General features: G+C 54.5%; 15 protein-coding genes. 9 read left to right on the top strand and 6 right to left on the bottom strand.

Annotated elements, in window-relative coordinates; all coding sequences use genetic code 11:
• Positions 1-4: 4 nt before the first annotated feature.
• Positions 5-400: a ribonuclease III family protein gene (locus tag MVO87_RS03815; protein ID WP_297513846.1), complete on the top strand. Its 396-nt coding sequence runs from the start codon at positions 5-7 to the stop codon at positions 398-400.
• Here the strand turns inward: MVO87_RS03815 and MVO87_RS03820 are convergent.
• Entirely contained in the window at positions 386-1,192 is an 807-nt protein-coding gene (locus MVO87_RS03820) for a sugar phosphate isomerase/epimerase family protein (protein ID WP_297513824.1), read from the bottom strand. The two genes, MVO87_RS03815 and MVO87_RS03820, sit on opposite strands and share 15 nt — an antisense overlap.
• 93 nt (positions 1,193-1,285) lie before the next feature.
• Here MVO87_RS03820 and sppA point away from each other — a divergent pair, with 93 nt between their 5' ends.
• Genes sppA through MVO87_RS03835 form a run of 3 tightly spaced genes read left to right on the top strand, consistent with a single transcriptional unit; the run spans position 1,286 to position 3,750 of the window.
• The gene (gene sppA / locus MVO87_RS03825) at positions 1,286-2,272 is read left to right on the top strand and encodes a signal peptide peptidase SppA (RefSeq protein ID WP_297513821.1); all 987 of its coding nucleotides are present in this window, start codon (positions 1,286-1,288) and stop codon (positions 2,270-2,272) included.
• A gap of 4 nt (positions 2,273-2,276) precedes the next feature.
• Complete coding sequence (locus tag MVO87_RS03830; RefSeq protein ID WP_297552244.1) at positions 2,277-2,756, top strand: PH1570 family protein; 480 nt, start codon at positions 2,277-2,279, stop codon at positions 2,754-2,756.
• Positions 2,746-3,750: an AI-2E family transporter gene (locus tag MVO87_RS03835; protein ID WP_297513813.1), complete on the top strand. Its 1,005-nt coding sequence runs from the start codon at positions 2,746-2,748 to the stop codon at positions 3,748-3,750. The genes MVO87_RS03830 and MVO87_RS03835 overlap by 11 nt, the downstream gene beginning before the upstream one ends.
• Here MVO87_RS03835 and folP read toward each other — a convergent pair.
• Positions 3,728-4,546 carry a dihydropteroate synthase gene (gene folP / locus MVO87_RS03840; RefSeq protein ID WP_297513843.1) on the bottom strand — a complete coding sequence of 273 codons (819 nt, stop codon included), beginning with the start codon at positions 4,544-4,546 and terminating at the stop codon, positions 3,728-3,730. The two genes, MVO87_RS03835 and folP, sit on opposite strands and share 23 nt — an antisense overlap.
• 48 nt (positions 4,547-4,594) lie before the next feature.
• On the opposite strand from folP, the gene MVO87_RS03845 reads away from it, so the two are divergent.
• The 4 genes from MVO87_RS03845 (at position 4,595) to MVO87_RS03860 (ending at position 8,237) form a co-directional block, all read left to right on the top strand.
• Positions 4,595-5,563, top strand: coding sequence for a beta-ribofuranosylaminobenzene 5'-phosphate synthase family protein (locus MVO87_RS03845; RefSeq protein WP_297552264.1), 969 nt, complete (start codon positions 4,595-4,597; stop codon positions 5,561-5,563).
• Positions 5,560-6,348 carry an N-glycosylase/DNA lyase gene (locus tag MVO87_RS03850; protein WP_297552246.1) on the top strand — a complete coding sequence of 263 codons (789 nt, stop codon included), beginning with the start codon at positions 5,560-5,562 and terminating at the stop codon, positions 6,346-6,348. Before MVO87_RS03845 ends, MVO87_RS03850 begins: the two co-directional genes overlap by 4 nt.
• Positions 6,349-6,423: 75 nt before the next feature.
• Positions 6,424-7,314 carry an ABC transporter permease subunit gene (locus MVO87_RS03855; RefSeq protein WP_297552248.1) on the top strand — a complete coding sequence of 297 codons (891 nt, stop codon included), beginning with the start codon at positions 6,424-6,426 and terminating at the stop codon, positions 7,312-7,314.
• A gap of 5 nt (positions 7,315-7,319) precedes the next feature.
• Positions 7,320-8,237 carry an ABC transporter ATP-binding protein gene (locus MVO87_RS03860; protein WP_297513023.1) on the top strand — a complete coding sequence of 306 codons (918 nt, stop codon included), beginning with the start codon at positions 7,320-7,322 and terminating at the stop codon, positions 8,235-8,237.
• A gap of 5 nt (positions 8,238-8,242) precedes the next feature.
• On the opposite strand, the gene MVO87_RS03865 is transcribed toward MVO87_RS03860, so the two are convergent.
• On the bottom strand, positions 8,243-9,508 hold the full coding sequence (locus MVO87_RS03865; RefSeq protein WP_297552250.1) for a UbiD family decarboxylase: 1,266 nt from the start codon (positions 9,506-9,508) through the stop codon (positions 8,243-8,245).
• 73 nt (positions 9,509-9,581) lie between these two features.
• Here MVO87_RS03865 and MVO87_RS03870 point away from each other — a divergent pair, with 73 nt between their 5' ends.
• Positions 9,582-10,970 (top strand): DEAD/DEAH box helicase, encoded by a 1,389-nt coding sequence (locus tag MVO87_RS03870; RefSeq protein WP_297516674.1) that lies wholly within the window; start codon positions 9,582-9,584, stop codon positions 10,968-10,970.
• Here MVO87_RS03870 and truA read toward each other — a convergent pair.
• The 3 genes from truA to pheS form a co-directional block, all read right to left on the bottom strand.
• Positions 10,917-11,720 (bottom strand): tRNA pseudouridine(38-40) synthase TruA, encoded by an 804-nt coding sequence (gene truA / locus MVO87_RS03875; protein ID WP_297516672.1) that lies wholly within the window; start codon positions 11,718-11,720, stop codon positions 10,917-10,919. The genes MVO87_RS03870 and truA overlap by 54 nt on opposite strands.
• A gap of 238 nt (positions 11,721-11,958) precedes the next feature.
• The gene (gene pheT, locus MVO87_RS03880; RefSeq protein ID WP_297552252.1) at positions 11,959-13,665 is read right to left on the bottom strand and encodes a phenylalanine--tRNA ligase subunit beta; all 1,707 of its coding nucleotides are present in this window, start codon (positions 13,663-13,665) and stop codon (positions 11,959-11,961) included.
• Positions 13,666-13,671: 6 nt separating this feature from the next.
• The coding region (pheS, locus tag MVO87_RS03885) for a phenylalanine--tRNA ligase subunit alpha (RefSeq protein ID WP_297552254.1) at positions 13,672-14,549 on the bottom strand (878 nt) is incomplete at its 5' end.

A 14,549-nucleotide genomic window follows, 5' to 3' on the forward strand; every position in this document is an offset into this window, starting at 1 on the left:
GGGAATGCGGTACAAGAGGGACTTCACGGACAAGGGCCTGGCAAAGTTTGGGGATTCGCTCCTCAACTTCGCGTTCTCCCTGGCGTTGAGCGAATACCTCGGAAGGCCAACCGGCGAAAGGGTTCCGAACGCCTCGCTGGCCTTGGCCCTTGAGATGTCTGGATTGAGGAAGCTTGCCCCGCCGAGGAGCGACAAGCACGTACGGGGAGACGTCGCCGAGGCGATATTCGCCTACGCTTGGCTCGAAGGTCTGATAACGATTGATGAAGCGGCCAGGATAATCCGTGAGAACCTGAGCGAGGACGTCACCCACTTCACGAGGAAGAAAGAAGCGATAGGAAAGGCCCTCGCGGTTCTCTACAGGGAAATCGGAAAAAGGCTGGAATTAGAGGCTCGTTAGCAGTTCTATGAGCCCCTGCTTGCTCGGTATTTTGGAGAACTTCTCGGGGTCCTTGACCTTCAGGAGCAACGGAACGTCGCCAAACAGGCGGAGAACTTTGCCGAAAGGTATCTTGCCCTCGCCCGGGAGCAGGTGGAGGTCGCCGACGCCGTAGGCGAGAGCATCTTCTGGCTCGACCTGCGGAAAGAGCTTTCCGAAGTTGTCGTGTATCATCAGGATTACCGTCTTGTCGGTACCGAGCTTGACGTCCTCCAAAAGCTTCTCCTCGTTGCCCTGGGCGCTGAGGAAGGCGTGAGCCACGTCGAGGGCGAAGCCGACGTTCTCCCGCTCAACGTTGTCCACGACGTAGAGGGTGTCCTTGACGCTAAAGGTGTTCTCGAGGGCTATCTTTATGCCGAAGGGCCCGACCATATCGGCCAACTGCTGTATGGCCTCGATTTCGAGGTCAAGTCTTCCGGTTCTACCGCTCTGCATGACTATGACCTTGGCGCCGAGCTTGATTGCAACATCGGCGACGGCCTTGGCGACGCGGAAGTGGCGCGTGTAGTAGATGTGGTCGCGCAGGTTGACCGAAGTCGGCATCCTGACGATGTAGCTTATTCCGACTCCCCTGAGGGTCGTCTCGATGTTCCTGAGCTTCTTCTCGACGACGATACCGTTCTTGATTAGTCCGAGCGTGTGCGGGAAGATTGAAACGAAGTCGTAGTCCTTAATCTTGACGTCCGCCAGGATTGATGCGAGGCTCTTGTCCTTTGTAACGAAATGGGGATAGATTGTTACCCCAATCTCCATGCAATCACCTGCCTCGAATTTCTCGGGGGAATATAAAAAGCTTAGCGAGGGTAGGTTTAAAAGTTGGCCCGACAAGGGGTCTAAGGTGAGAGGATGAGGGAGAACATCTGGAAGTACGTCTCGGCCGTCCTCGCTCTTCTGCTCGCGCTCTCAGTTGTGGCAATCGCGGTGCTCTACCAGGCAACTTCGCCGATAGAGGTTCTACCAAATGCAACTGCCCCCGCGGTAGTGGAAACTCCCCTAAACGTCACCTGCAACGGGACGTCAGGCTACCAGCTCAGTCAGCTGAAGGACGAGATTATTTACCTGCGCTCACTGATAAACGGGACAGGCGGAGAAACGATAGCGGTCGTCCCGATTTTTGGGATAATAAACGAGTACACGGCCCTTGAAGTCGTCCCCCTTCTGAGGAAAATCGCGAGCAACGATTCAATCAGAGGAGTGCTACTGTGGATTGAGAGCCCCGGCGGTGATGTCGGCCCTGTTATTGATATCTACTCTGAAGTCAAGAAGCTCGCCCTCGTCAAGCCGGTTGTAGCGTACTCAGGTGGTATCATGGCTTCTGGGGGCTATTACATAGCCGTGGGGGCCAATAAAATCATTGCCAGTCCCCTTGCGGAGGTCGGGAGCATCGGAGTCCTTTATGTCCACTATAACTACGAGAAAAACTACGAACTAAACGGTATAGAGGTTGAGGTTTTCAAGACTGGGTCTCATAAGGACATGGGTGCCGAGTGGAGAGGACTAACTGATGAGGAGAAGAAAATCATAGCCAACATGGTAAACACCTACTTCCAGGCGTTCCTTCAGGCGGTGAGCGAGGGGCGGAACATGAGCGTCTCCGAGGTCAAGAAGTTCGCCACCGGAAGGACGTGGTTCGCCGAGAACGTCACCGGAACGCTCGTGGACGAGACCGGAGGAATGGACACTGCCATAGCGACCCTCGAAAAGTTAATGAACGTTACGAGCGCAAGGGTTGTGATATACAAGAACCTTGAAACTCCAAGCAACTTCGGAATAACCGGAAGTAAGGCGCTCTACCTCGACCCGAGTTACCTTGAACCTTACCTGAGGAGGTGATTGGATGCTCTGCGAGGAGAAGCTTGAGGTGTTCGAGAACGGTTTCGAGGACGGGAAGTTCAAGCTCAGGATTGAGTTCTACGGGAAAGACGCCAAGAGGCTTCTCCTCGCGGTGATAAGGGAGCTCTACCTCCCTGACTACGGAGAGGACTACGTATACCCCTTCGAGTGCGCCAAGGAGCACTGGGGCATCTACATTGACCCGAGCGAGATTGTCGCGGAGGAGCCGGACTTCAGCGCGGTCAAGTTCGTCAACAGGAGCGTCCTCAACAGGCTTGAGAAGACCTTAAAGGAGATAGATGCACCGGAGGAAGTCAAGGAGCGGGTGGACATCGAGAGGGCCGAAATCGTGAAGCTCAAGAAGACTTTACTCGCGCTCGGGAAGGATTTCATCCTCGATGAGAGGGGCTATTTGATAGTCTTCAGCAAGCCGAGCGCGAGGGAGCTAGTCCTAAAATATCTGGGGATGCTGGATGGAGATTGAAACGGCGGTTTGGATTGGTGTCTCACTGGGGGTCCTTTACCTCACGTGGCAGACCGTTAGTCCTGTCCTTTCTCCCCTTATTGTGGCCGTTACCCTCGCTTACATCCTCTATCCACTTCACGAGAGGCTCAGCGTCAGAATAGGCAACCGTTGGTCTGCACTTCTTCTCACGGGGCTCTTGACGGTATTTTCGTTTCTCTTCATCCTCGGCTTTGCCCTTTGGATAAACGATATCAAGTACTCCCTCACCGACTACGTTGACGCATTCTTCGCCTGGCTTCTCGGCCTCAACCTGCCATCCGGGGTCTACGACCTTCTCAACAAGCTCTCAAGCGCGATAGCGGAGCGCTTCAATTCCTACGTTTTGGGCTACACTTATTCCCTTCCCAAGCTATCCCTCCAGACTATCGTTGCGGTTTTTGCCTTTTACGGTGTTCTCGTGAACGCGAGAGCGATAAAAGACGAGATATATGCCCTCCTGCCCCCAAGCAGGGAAGAACTAGCAAGAAAGCTCATAAACAGCGCAACGGAAACCCTTCATTACCTCCTACGTGGATGGCTTCTCGTCAGCGTTGGCAAAGGTGTCGTGCTCGCGTTCCTCTTTTACGTTCTCAGAATATCGGACGCGGGGGGCTCAATAGCAGCTGGAATACTGGTTGTCATCCTCGAACTCCTTCCGGTCGTTGGTGGATGGATTGTATGGAGTGCGAGTTCGATTTACCTGTTCACCTCGGGTCTTTACTGGAAAGCCCTCGCGATGGGCATCCTCGGTTTTATCCTCATTTCCCCAATGCCAGATATAGTCCTCTCCAAAAGACTCGGCAAGAGGCAGTGGGGCGTTAACGCGCTCGTCAGCCTCGTAGGAATCTTCGGGGGCTACATTGCCTTCGGCTTCGTCGGAATTATCATCGGGCCAGTCTCGCTGTCGCTTCTGATAACTCTCCTCGAAGAATGGAAGAGGGCGAAGAACTCTAGGTGGAAAAGCGCCCAATAAATCCTGCCACCTTAATCGCGTCAAGGGTTTCCCTCACATCACGGGTTCTCACGATGTCCGTGCCATTCAGAACGGCTATTGCCGTTGCCGACAGACTGCCAGCGAGCCTTTCAGATGGGTCCGTCCTGCCCGTTATCGCGCCTATGAAGGACTTCCGCGAGATGCCGACGAGGATTGGCCTTCCAAGGAGCTTGAGCAGGTTGAGGTTAGCTATGACCTTCGAGTCCCACTCGTACCACGGCGGCCACTCCGAGCGGAGGAAGCCGATGGCAGGGTCAACGGCGATATCTCTAATCCCGTGCTCCTCCGCTATCGTCAGACTCTCCTCAAGGAACTCAATGACAGTCCTGACCGGGTCCGAGAAGTCCCTTACATTCCCGTGGGCACAGAGAACGACTGGAACACCGTATTCGGAGGCAACCCTCGCCATCTCAGGGTCGCCCTTGAAGCCTGTGACGTCGTTTATGATGTCGGCGCCGGCCTTCAAAGCTTCCTCCGCGACCCTCGCGCTCGTGGTGTCTATGCTTACAGGCACGTCAACCACGTCCTTGACGACCTTGACAGCCCAAACCGCCCTTCGGATTTCCTCTTCAAGTGGAATCTGGGTCTCGAGGTAAGGGGCCGTTGAATTCGCGCCAATGTCTATGAAGCTCGCGCCCTCCTCGACCATTCTAACGGCGGTTTCTGCCAAAGCCTTTTCATCGTTCCTCACGCTCCCCTTGTAGAAGCTCTCGGGCGAGACGTTTATCACTCCCATTACCCTCGGTTCGTCAAGATTAACCCCCGCAAACTTCATTAGCACCACCGCCGAGGATTCTCGGGAGTCAATAAAAGGGTGATGAGCATGATAATTCGGACACCGAAAAGGCTTCACCTCGGTCTGATAGACCCAACGGGCTCGCTCGGAAGGCGCTTCGGGAGCCTTGGGGTGGCGCTCGAAGGTGGTTACGAGGTAAAGGTTCTGCCAGCTGAACGGCTCGAGATAAGAGCCGAGGGCGAGGACGTGGAGACGATAAAGAAGGCCGTCGAGAGAATGAACTCGGCCTTTGGAACCGGGACCGGTTACATAATTGAGGTGCGGAAAGCAATTCCGAGGCACGTCGGCCTCGGCTCAACAACACAGCTGAGCTTAGCTGTTGGAACTGCAATAGCGAGGCTCAACAACTTGAACGTTTCGGTTGAGAGGCTCGCCGAGGCCCTCGGAAGAGGAAAGAACAGCGGGGCAGGTATTTATGCCTTCGCTCACGGGGGCTTCGTCCTCGATGGCGGGGTTAAAGAAGGAATCCCCCCGCTGATACTCCACGAGGACTTCCCAGAGGAGTGGGCGTTCCTCCTCGTGATTCCTGAGGTCAAGCCTGGCTTAGACGAAGAGGAGGAAAAGCCGATAATGGCCGGTAGCTTCGGCGACGTTAACGTTGCGATGGAGATAAGCCACCGCATTTTACTCGGCCTTCTGCCCGCACTGAAGGAGAGGAACGTTAGGGCCTTCGGAGAGCACCTTTCCCTAATACAGAGGCTCGTCGGCAGGCACTTCGCGGAGTTTCAAGGGGGCGAGTTCAGGGAGGACGTGGAGTTAATCCTCGACTGGCTGGGTGAGAAAACATACGGCGCGGGCCAGAGCAGCTGGGGGCCGACCGTTTACGGCCTAATCCTAAAGGCAGAGTTCCAGAGGCTTTCTGCTGAGCTTAACGATTACCTCAAGGAGCACGGGATAAAAGCTAAGGTCGAACTTGGCCTTCCGAGGAACACCGGGGCAGAGGTTGTGAGCGAGAACGCCTTCCTGGAAAGGTTGATAAGGAGCGTGGCGCAATGACGCTCGACCGCTTCGTGAGGGTAAAATACAGAGAGGACAAGGAGAAAGTCAACAGGCTCGTGGAAATACTGCGGGAGCTCGGCCTTGACTGCGCGAGAACCATTGAGGAGAAGGTTGATTTGCAGTTCGATGCACTGAGAAACCTTCGGGAGAACCTGAAGGACGACGAACTCTTTATCAAGCTCGTCATAGCCAACGCGCTCGTCAGCTACCAGCTAAGCGGGAAAGGCGAGGACTGGTGGTGGGAGTTCTCAAGGTATTTCTCGGAGAACCCACTCGAGAGCATAACGGAGGCCTACGCCCAGTTTCTCCCTAACTCGAAGACCAACAGGCGCCTCGTTGCGGGGAAGCTCAAGAGAATCGAGAGGGTCGAGCCGTTTCTGAAGTCTCTCTCAATGGACGAGCTGAGGGACTACTACTTCAACGGCATGGAAAGGCTCAGAGATGACCTCGCGAGGGTTATGAACGCTAAAAGGAGCGCGAAAACGATAGTCTTCGCAGTGAAGATGTTCGGCTATGCGGGGAGGATTGCCTTTGGAGCTTTCGTTCCCTACCCGATGGCCATCGAGATTCCGGACGACGTGAGGATAAACGCCTACACCAAACACTTCACCACCGAGCCGCCGGTTAGCTTCTGGAAGGGGATTGCGGAGAAAACCGAAATCCCACCGCTCCACATAGACTCAATCCTTTGGCCCGTCCTCGGGGGTAAGGGTGAGGTTCTAAACAGGCTGAAGAGGCACTGCCCAAAGGCGGAACTCGTTCTTGAACTTAGGGGACTCTAATTTCATTCCTATTACAAGAACAAAATTTTTATACTCTCAGCTTTAGTTCCCCCGAGAGTAAGGGAGGTGCTCCCAGTGTTTTGGGGATTCCAACTTGAGTTCATGAAAGGAATGCGAACAAAGAAACTGTGGGCGGTACTGCTGATTATAATCGGCCTCTACATACCCGTGTTCTACCTGATGAAACAGGAGGATATAACCAACGAACTGGAGGCCATAGCTGTAATGATACGGTTCTCCAGCCAGACTGCACTGTTCTTCCTCGGAATCCTGGCGATAATCTTTGGGGCCGGGGCGATAAACAAGGAAATTGAGGACGGAACCATAAGAATAGCCCTCAGCAAGAGCGTGACGAGGCTTGGATACATCCTTGGCAAGTACTCTGGACAGCTCGTTGTCTTTGGCGTTGCGTTGCTCCTCACAAGCTTCGTTACCCTCGCAGGTCTCCAGTGGGTAGGTGTTTCGGTTTCGAAGATAACCGCCGACGTGTTTCTCCTTAACGTACTGCTCCTCCTCACCATGCTTGAGTTCATAGCGATAGGGTACATCATCTCTACTTTCGTCCGCTCATCTGGGGCATCCCTTGGGGTTGCCCTTGGCGTGTTCTTCATTCTCTACGTACTCCTCCCAACCGTTGTATCCTACGAGATGGGAAAGAACCTTCCAGAAAATCTTAGCATGGAAGAGCTGAACGATTACACAGCAAACTATTATACAAAATACCTCTTTTACTCGCCGAGCGCCCAGTTCTCCGTCATCCTGGACGCGGTTAATGAGTACAAGGAGGTCACAAAGACCATTGAAATCAACGGGGAAACCCACACTTACAGGGATTACACAGCCGAATACGCTGGGATTGGCAGGGCCATGAGGAAGCGGGCGGTAAACGTCGCGTTGCTCGTCGTTATGACACTGGTCTACCTCGGCATCGCGACCTGGCGCTTCCTCCGCATGGATTTGAGGTGATGATTATGATTACGGTTGAGAACTTGGTCAAGGCCTATAAGGATGTTCGGGCCCTTGATGGGCTCACGTTGAGGGTTCCACACGGAGTCGTTTACGGCTTCCTCGGGCCGAATGGAGCAGGCAAAAGCACGACAATCCTCAGCCTCCTCGGCCTCGTCTTTCCCCAGGAGGGCAGAATAGAACTCCTCGGCGAGGAAGTCTTTAGAGACGGAAAGTTCAACGAGGGTAATCTCGTTAAAGCAAAAGCCAGAATCGGTTACATGCCTGAACACGCAACCCTCTGGGAGTTTCTAACCCCAATGCAAACCCTCGACATAATCGGCAGGGCCTTTAGAATTCCAAAGGCCGAGCGCGAAAAGCGTGCTGAAGAGATTCTCAAGCTCGTCAACCTCTGGGAGGTCAGGAACAAAAAGGTTGGCAAGTTCTCGAAGGGGATGCGTCAGCGTTTGCTCCTCGCTCAAGCGCTCATCAACGACCCTGAGCTTTTAATCCTCGATGAACCCATGACGGGCCTCGACCCGACTGGAATTGCGGAATTCAAGGAGATTATTAGAGAGCAGAGGAAGGCTGGGAAGACAGTCTTCTTCTCGAGTCACATTCTTGCGCACGTGGAAGAGGTCTGTGATACCGTTGGCGTAATTGTGAAGGGCAGGTTAATTCTCGAGGACAGCATCGAGAACATCAAGCGGGAATTCCTGAAGAAGGCGGGCTATACGATTATCATTGAGACGAACAGGCCTGTTGACTGGAGTTCTGCTCCTTGGAGTGTCACTCCCCTTGGGGAGAACAGGTATCGTGTCGTCTCGCCCGAGGACATTCGCGAGGAGCTTCACGATTACGTGGCTTCCCAGGGGGCGAAGATTCTGACAATGCAGGTGAAAGAACCAACCCTCGAAGAAATCTTCCTAAAACTCGTGAAATAAAGAGATTAGAGGCTCGCCCTCTCGAACTCTTCTTTTCTATTGAGAGGCTTCGTCGCGTCTATGCCCCACTTGGCAGTTAAGCTCTTCTCTGCCGAGGGGTCGAGGGAGCTACCGCGGGCGTTGGGGACTATCACGAGGTCCCTATCTGCCTGGAAGCGCGTCGCTATCGCCCACTCCACGTCGCGGTCATCGTAGATGTCTATGTCCTCGTCAACGACAACGACGTGTTTGAGGCTCGGGTGGCCAGCGAAGGCCGCTAAAATCGCGTTCTTGCCGTCGCCGTCGTGCTGTTTTGTTATACTCACAACAGCGTGGAGCCACATGGCACCTCCTTCCGTCAGCCGAACGCCGTGAACCTTTGGCACGACCCGCTTGACGCTCGCATAAATCTGGGGCTCCTTGGGGAGACCCATTAGCATGAAGTGCTCGTAGCCACCTGGCAGGAGGGCGTGGAAAATAGGCTCATCAACGTGGTACATCTTTTCAAAGACGACCAGCGGCTGCTTCCTCACGTAGTCGTAGGTTCCTGTTATGTCCACGAACGGGCCTTCGTCAACCAGCTCGGGAGTTATCTTCGCCTCGAAGACGAACTCGCTCTCCACAGGAACGGGGATTCCTCCCAGCTCGATGACTTCGACGGGCTTTCCAAAGGCGAGCTCGCTCAGCTTCGATGCTATCTCAAGCTCGCTGATTCCGTAGGCAGTGCTGGTAGCGCCTGCGAGGAGCAGGTGAATGGGATTGCCGACGACGATTCTAACGTCCAGCTCCTCCCCGTGCTCGGCCCTGTCCTTCCATATCGCGTAGAGGTGTCTCGGAACGAGCCTTATCGCAACGGTCTTTTCGTCCCTGACCATCATCCTGTGGAACGACACGTTGACAAAGCCGTTATCGTCCTTCGCAATGACCATCGCCGAGGTAAAGTATGGCCCGCCGTCCTTTGGATAATACTTCGGAACCGGCAGTTCAAGAAGGGAAAAGTCCTCCGTCGAGTTCTTCAGGAACGGGGCGCTTTCAACGGTTTTGTAGGGGGCGGGGTTCTCCATCGCGTCCGCTACAACGTGCATCAGGCGCTCCCTGCTCGTGTTCAGGAAGCGGGCTATCCTCTCGCGGGTGCTCCAGATGTTTCCAGCGACCCTCCAGCCGTCAACGTCCTCGAAGAGAACCGGCCTGTCGCGGTATTTAAGGAGATAGCGCGTTATCTCAAGCTCCTTGCTCACGGGTTCCTTTATGACAATCAGGTCGTCGAAGGTTTGAAGAATTTCCCTCAGCATACCACCACCTTAGGCCGTTGTTCCAAAAGGTCTATAAAGCCTTTTTCCACACTCGCTTTGATTGGCCATGCCCATGGTTGTCCTCAGGATTCCAGACGGTTCAGCACTGGTTAAGGTCGAGAAGGCGGAGCCGAGCGTCTACTTCAAAATCTACGACCTGCTCACCTACAAGAAGGACTACGGTAAGTGGGAGAAGCCAGAGAGCCTCTACGACCCCTACGAGAAGACCTTTCCCGTCGGTCTTCTTCCGCGGGTCAAGAAGTTCCTCAACAGCAAGGGCTACCGCGTTAGAATCAAGGACGAACGGCAGGTTCGCGGGGTTAAACTCAACTCAACGTGGAACGAGAACTACTCCCTGAGGCGCTATCAGCAAAGGGCCGTTAGGAAAGCCCTGAAGGAGAAGATGGGCGTTTTAGCTCTCCCCGTTGGGAGTGGAAAGACGGTTGTCGGGTTAAGGATAATCCACGAGCTTGACCTTTCGGCGCTCATCGTCGTCCACACGAAGGAGCTCCTCTACCAGTGGGCCGAGAAGGTTGAAGAGCTCCTCGGCGTTAAAGCAGGAATCGTTGGCGACAACAAGTGGAACGAGGAAAACGTAACGGTGGCCATGATACAGACCCTCCTCTCGAGGGGCGTTGACAAGCTGAAGAACGACTACGCGATAGTCATGTTCGACGAGTGCCACAGAACTTCCGCCGCCGAAAAGTTCTACCAGCTTGGAATAAGCCTCCCGCAGGTTTACCGCTTCGGGCTCTCGGCGACACCCTGGAGGCGCGTCCGCGGGGAGGAGATAAAGATTGAGGCAGTCGTCGGCCCGATAATCTACGAGGTGAAGGCTGAGGACCTTATCAGGGAAGGCTTCCTGGCGAAGCCCCGCTTCGAGGTGATAACCTACGAGTCGAGCATGCCGTCCTTCAGCGAGCGCTATAAGGAGCTCTACGAGGACGTCGTCATGAACAACGACGAGAGGAATAGGGCAATAGTGGCTAAAGCCAAAGAACTCGTCAGGAAGGGCCACCGCGTTCTCATAGATGTAAAGCGCATCGAACACGGCAAAATCCTGAAGGAGATGCTTGAAAAGGAGGGCGTAACGGCCGAGTTTCTCAGCTCCAAGAGCCAGAACCGCTGGGAGGTCCTTGAGGCCTTCAAGAACGGCGAGATTCCGGTTTTAATCTCGACCCTCCTAAAGGAGGGAGTTGACATACCTGAGATTTCCGCGATAATCCTCGCAGGGGGAGGAAAGAGCGACATCATGACGATACAGACCATAGGGAGGGCCCTGAGGCCGAAGAAAGGTATGAGAGCAGTTATAGTCGACGTCGCGGACGACGACCCGCTTCTCTACACGCACTTCATCGAGAGGCAGAAAGCTCTGAAACAGTACTACGGGAAGTACTACGACAAGGAATCAAAGCTCAATGAGGCAGTCCCCAAAAAGCGCCGCCCTCGCCAGAGCTCTTGAGTAGCGCTCGAAGAGGTCGCGTTTGGCTTTCGCAAGGCCCTTCTCGTCGGTTTTGAAGTCAACGTTGGGGTATTCTATATGCCACAGAACGAGGTTCTCTGGAGGGGCGGGTGGGACCTTCTTTCTGTAAGTCCCCGCGAGCATGGCTTTAACGTCCTCGAGCTCCAGAAGCCCGAGCCCGCAGAAGCGGAGCGCGTTGACGATTCTCCTCACCATCTCCCAGAGGAAGCTTTTGCCCGTGATTTCAACCGCGTAGTAGCCGCGTCTTGGAACGATGCTGATGCGCATTATCTCCCTAATCGGGTCCCTGCCGGGTTCGAGCTTCGCGAAGGCCGAGAAGTCATGGGTTCCCTCAAAGAGCCTGGCGCACTCTGTCATATCGAGAACGTCAAAGCCTTCGTCTATGAGATAATAGCGGTATGTCTTTTCTCTCGCCCCGAACCTCGGGTGGAAGTCGTCGGGAACCTCGGCAACGCCGAGAACCCAGAGGTCTCGAAGGTGGTGGTTCAGCACCTCTGGCCTCGCCAAATCAACTCTCTCGCCGGGAACGAACGAAACCACGTTGAAGAACGCGGAAACTCCACGGTCCGTCCGCGAGGCACCTTTAAAGTCGTTCTCTTCCGGGCTTTCGATGATTTTTAGTTTGGTTAAAACGCGGATGAGTTCCCCCTCTACAGTCCTCACTCCGGGCTGTCTCTGGAAGCCGTAGAATGCCGTCCCGTCGTAGGCCACGCGGAGAGCCAGCTTCATGGTTGGCGCTTTAGCGGAGAGTATAAAAAGCCTTCCCTGAAAATCCTCCAAGTTTCTTGACTTTTGTAAATCCAAAATTCGAAGGAAATACGAAAAAATTCCAGCAAACTTGATAAAGGGGCACGAGAACCTAAAATCGAGGTGAGAGAATGGAAGAAGTCTTTGACGTTGAGGTACTGATAAGTGTTACGAACTTCGAGCTCATGTGCGCCCTCCTTGAGAAGAGGAAAAAGAGGGACTAAAGGTAGGGCTCCGTGTAGAGAGGCCTGAGGAACAGCTCAAAGCCCGCAACGGGCATCTCGATTCCCCACTTTTCTAAAACCTCTGGATGGATTTCGCCGATTACGCCGATGGCTTTTCCGTTCACGATTATCTTTCCAACCCTGCCGGGAATGAAGCTCGGGTGCTCGACCTCCTCAAGCTCGTACTCGAAGCCGAGGTGGCGCATCACGCTGTCAAGGATTTCCTTCGCGTCGGTGAAGGTAACCCTCGGCTGGGCCAGCACGACGGCAAGCTTGCTCTCGCTGACGGTCTTCGTTTCCCTGCTCTCGTCTATCAAAGTGGCCTTGCCGACCTCAAAGAGCCTCTGCGGGTACTCTTCGTGGGTGTTCTGGCTCAGGAAGTCGAGCAAACTCGGTAGAAGCCAGTTCCTCAGCGCTGACCACTTCGGGCTTATCGGGTTCTCTATTTCGACAAGTTCAGCGGGGGGATTGTTGAAGTAGTCCCTCCCGTATTCGAGGTTCATCTTCCCATACTGGGCTTCCCTGTTGGTCAGGTTGAAGGTCATGACCTCCTGGAGACCAAAGCCGACCATGAGTTCCCTAACCGCGTCCTCGAACTCGACGAACTTGTCGCCCCTGCCCTGGACGGCAAGCTTCGGTTCTTCAGGCTCAATTTCGTTGTAGCCGTAGGCGATTAGGACATCCTCTAAAACGTCCCTGGCGTGCATTATGTCGTCGCGGAATGCTGGATAGAGGAGCTTTGCTTTACCGTCCTCAAGGGTCACGTCGTACATCATCCTCTCAAGAAGGTCCTTGATTTCGCCGTCGCTCAGCTCGAGGCCGGCCAGCTTCCTTATGTAGTCCAGCTCGACCTCGAAGGACTTGGGAGTTAAATCGGGCGTTTCAATCTCAAAGTCTGGATAAACGACTTTAACGCTCTTAATCCTTCCTCCGCGCTCCGCTAAAGCTGTGACGACAACGTTAAGGGCAAGCATGACCTTGTTCAAATCCCAGCCGGTGACATCGACGAAGACGTTCCTCGTTTCGGTCGTTACCCTTCCGGTCGTTTCGGAGTTGATTATCGGGGGCATCGAGAGGACTTTACCTTCGGAATCAACAAGGAGCGGATAGTAGGGCTTGTCCTTAATCAAATGTCCGTACTCCCTGCCCTTCTCGTGCTTTTCGAGGATTTCCTCCAGCGTAAGCTCCTCCTCGAAGCCGAGCGGGACGAACCTCTCGGTTTTCTCTGCCGCACGGTAGTATATTGGGGGCTTCACCTTGTCGAAGTCGAAGATACCGATGGCAACCTCTCTCCTTCTCCTCCCGAAGGTCAGAGCGACCTTCTCCTGGAGGTTAATCATCTGCTTGAGAGCCTCTTCGTCGAGCTTGAGGCCTTCAACGATTGCGTAAACACCGTAGGGGCGGATGTCTTTCAGCTTCTCGTCAACGTAAACGGTAACGTCGCTTTTCTCGACCTCGTATTCTGGCAGACCCCTCCGGAAGCCGAGCGCCCAGCGTATCTGCCTTGCTATTCCCTCGGCGCTCCAGAGGTCAGGCCTGTTGGTGTCCTTGGAGTCCGCTTTGAAGTAGATTTCACCGTTCTCCTCCCAGACGTCGTCGAGCTCGCATTTGGCGTAGAGGAAGAGGTCCTCCCACTCCTCGACCGTGAATTCTTTGCCAACGAGCCTCTCCAAATCCCGCTTTGACACGTCGAACTTTGGCATCTCCCATCACCACACCAGCTTCGCTTCTCTCAGCCAGCGGAGGTCGTAGCTGAAGAGGTAGCGTATGTCGTCTATTCCGAGCTTGAACATTGCCAACCTGTCGATTCCGATTCCCCACGCGATGACCGGGACGTCTATGCCCAGAGCCCTGGTCATCTCCTCGCGGAAGATTCCGGCACCGCCGAACTCGACCCAGCCGAGCTCTGGATGGTAGGCGCTCATCTGGACGCTCGGCTCGGTGAACGGATAGTAGTCGGGCAGGAACTTGACCTTCTTGGCCCCAGCGATTTCCACCGCGAAGCGCTTCAGGATTCCGAGGAGGTGCCTGAAGTTGAGCTCTTCTCCAACTACAAAGCCGTCAATCTGGTTGAACTCGATGAGGTGCGTCCTGTCGAGGACGTCCGGTCTGAAAACGCGCTGAATCGTGAAGTACTTCCCTGGAATCTCGACACCCTTCGCGAGCTGTCTACCGCTTAGAGCAGTGCCGTGCGCCCTCGGCATGAGGAGCATGGCCCTCTCTGGAGACCAGACATAGCCCCAGCCGCGCGAGCCTGCCAAACCGCGCTCGTGGGCGGTCTTAACCCTCTCAACGAGCTCCTCCTCTGGCAGGAATCCGCTCTTCGGGTACTTGAGCTGGTAGGTGTCCGTCCACTCCCTCGCCGGGTGGTTCTGGGGCTGGAAGAGGGCGTCGAAGTTCCAGAACTGAGTCTCGATGAGTGAATCAACCGTCATCTCGATGAAGCCCATTTCGATGAGTCTTCTCCTTATCTTGTCGAGGAAAGCGCGATAGGGCTGCTTCTTGCCCGGGTAAATCCTCCTCACGGGGGCCTTTATATCAAAACGCCTGAACTCTACCTCGCGCCATTTGCCTGACTTTATGAGTT

Origin of the sequence: Thermococcus sp., assembly GCF_027063845.1 — an archaeon.
Lineage (GTDB): Archaea > Methanobacteriota_B > Thermococci > Thermococcales > Thermococcaceae > Thermococcus.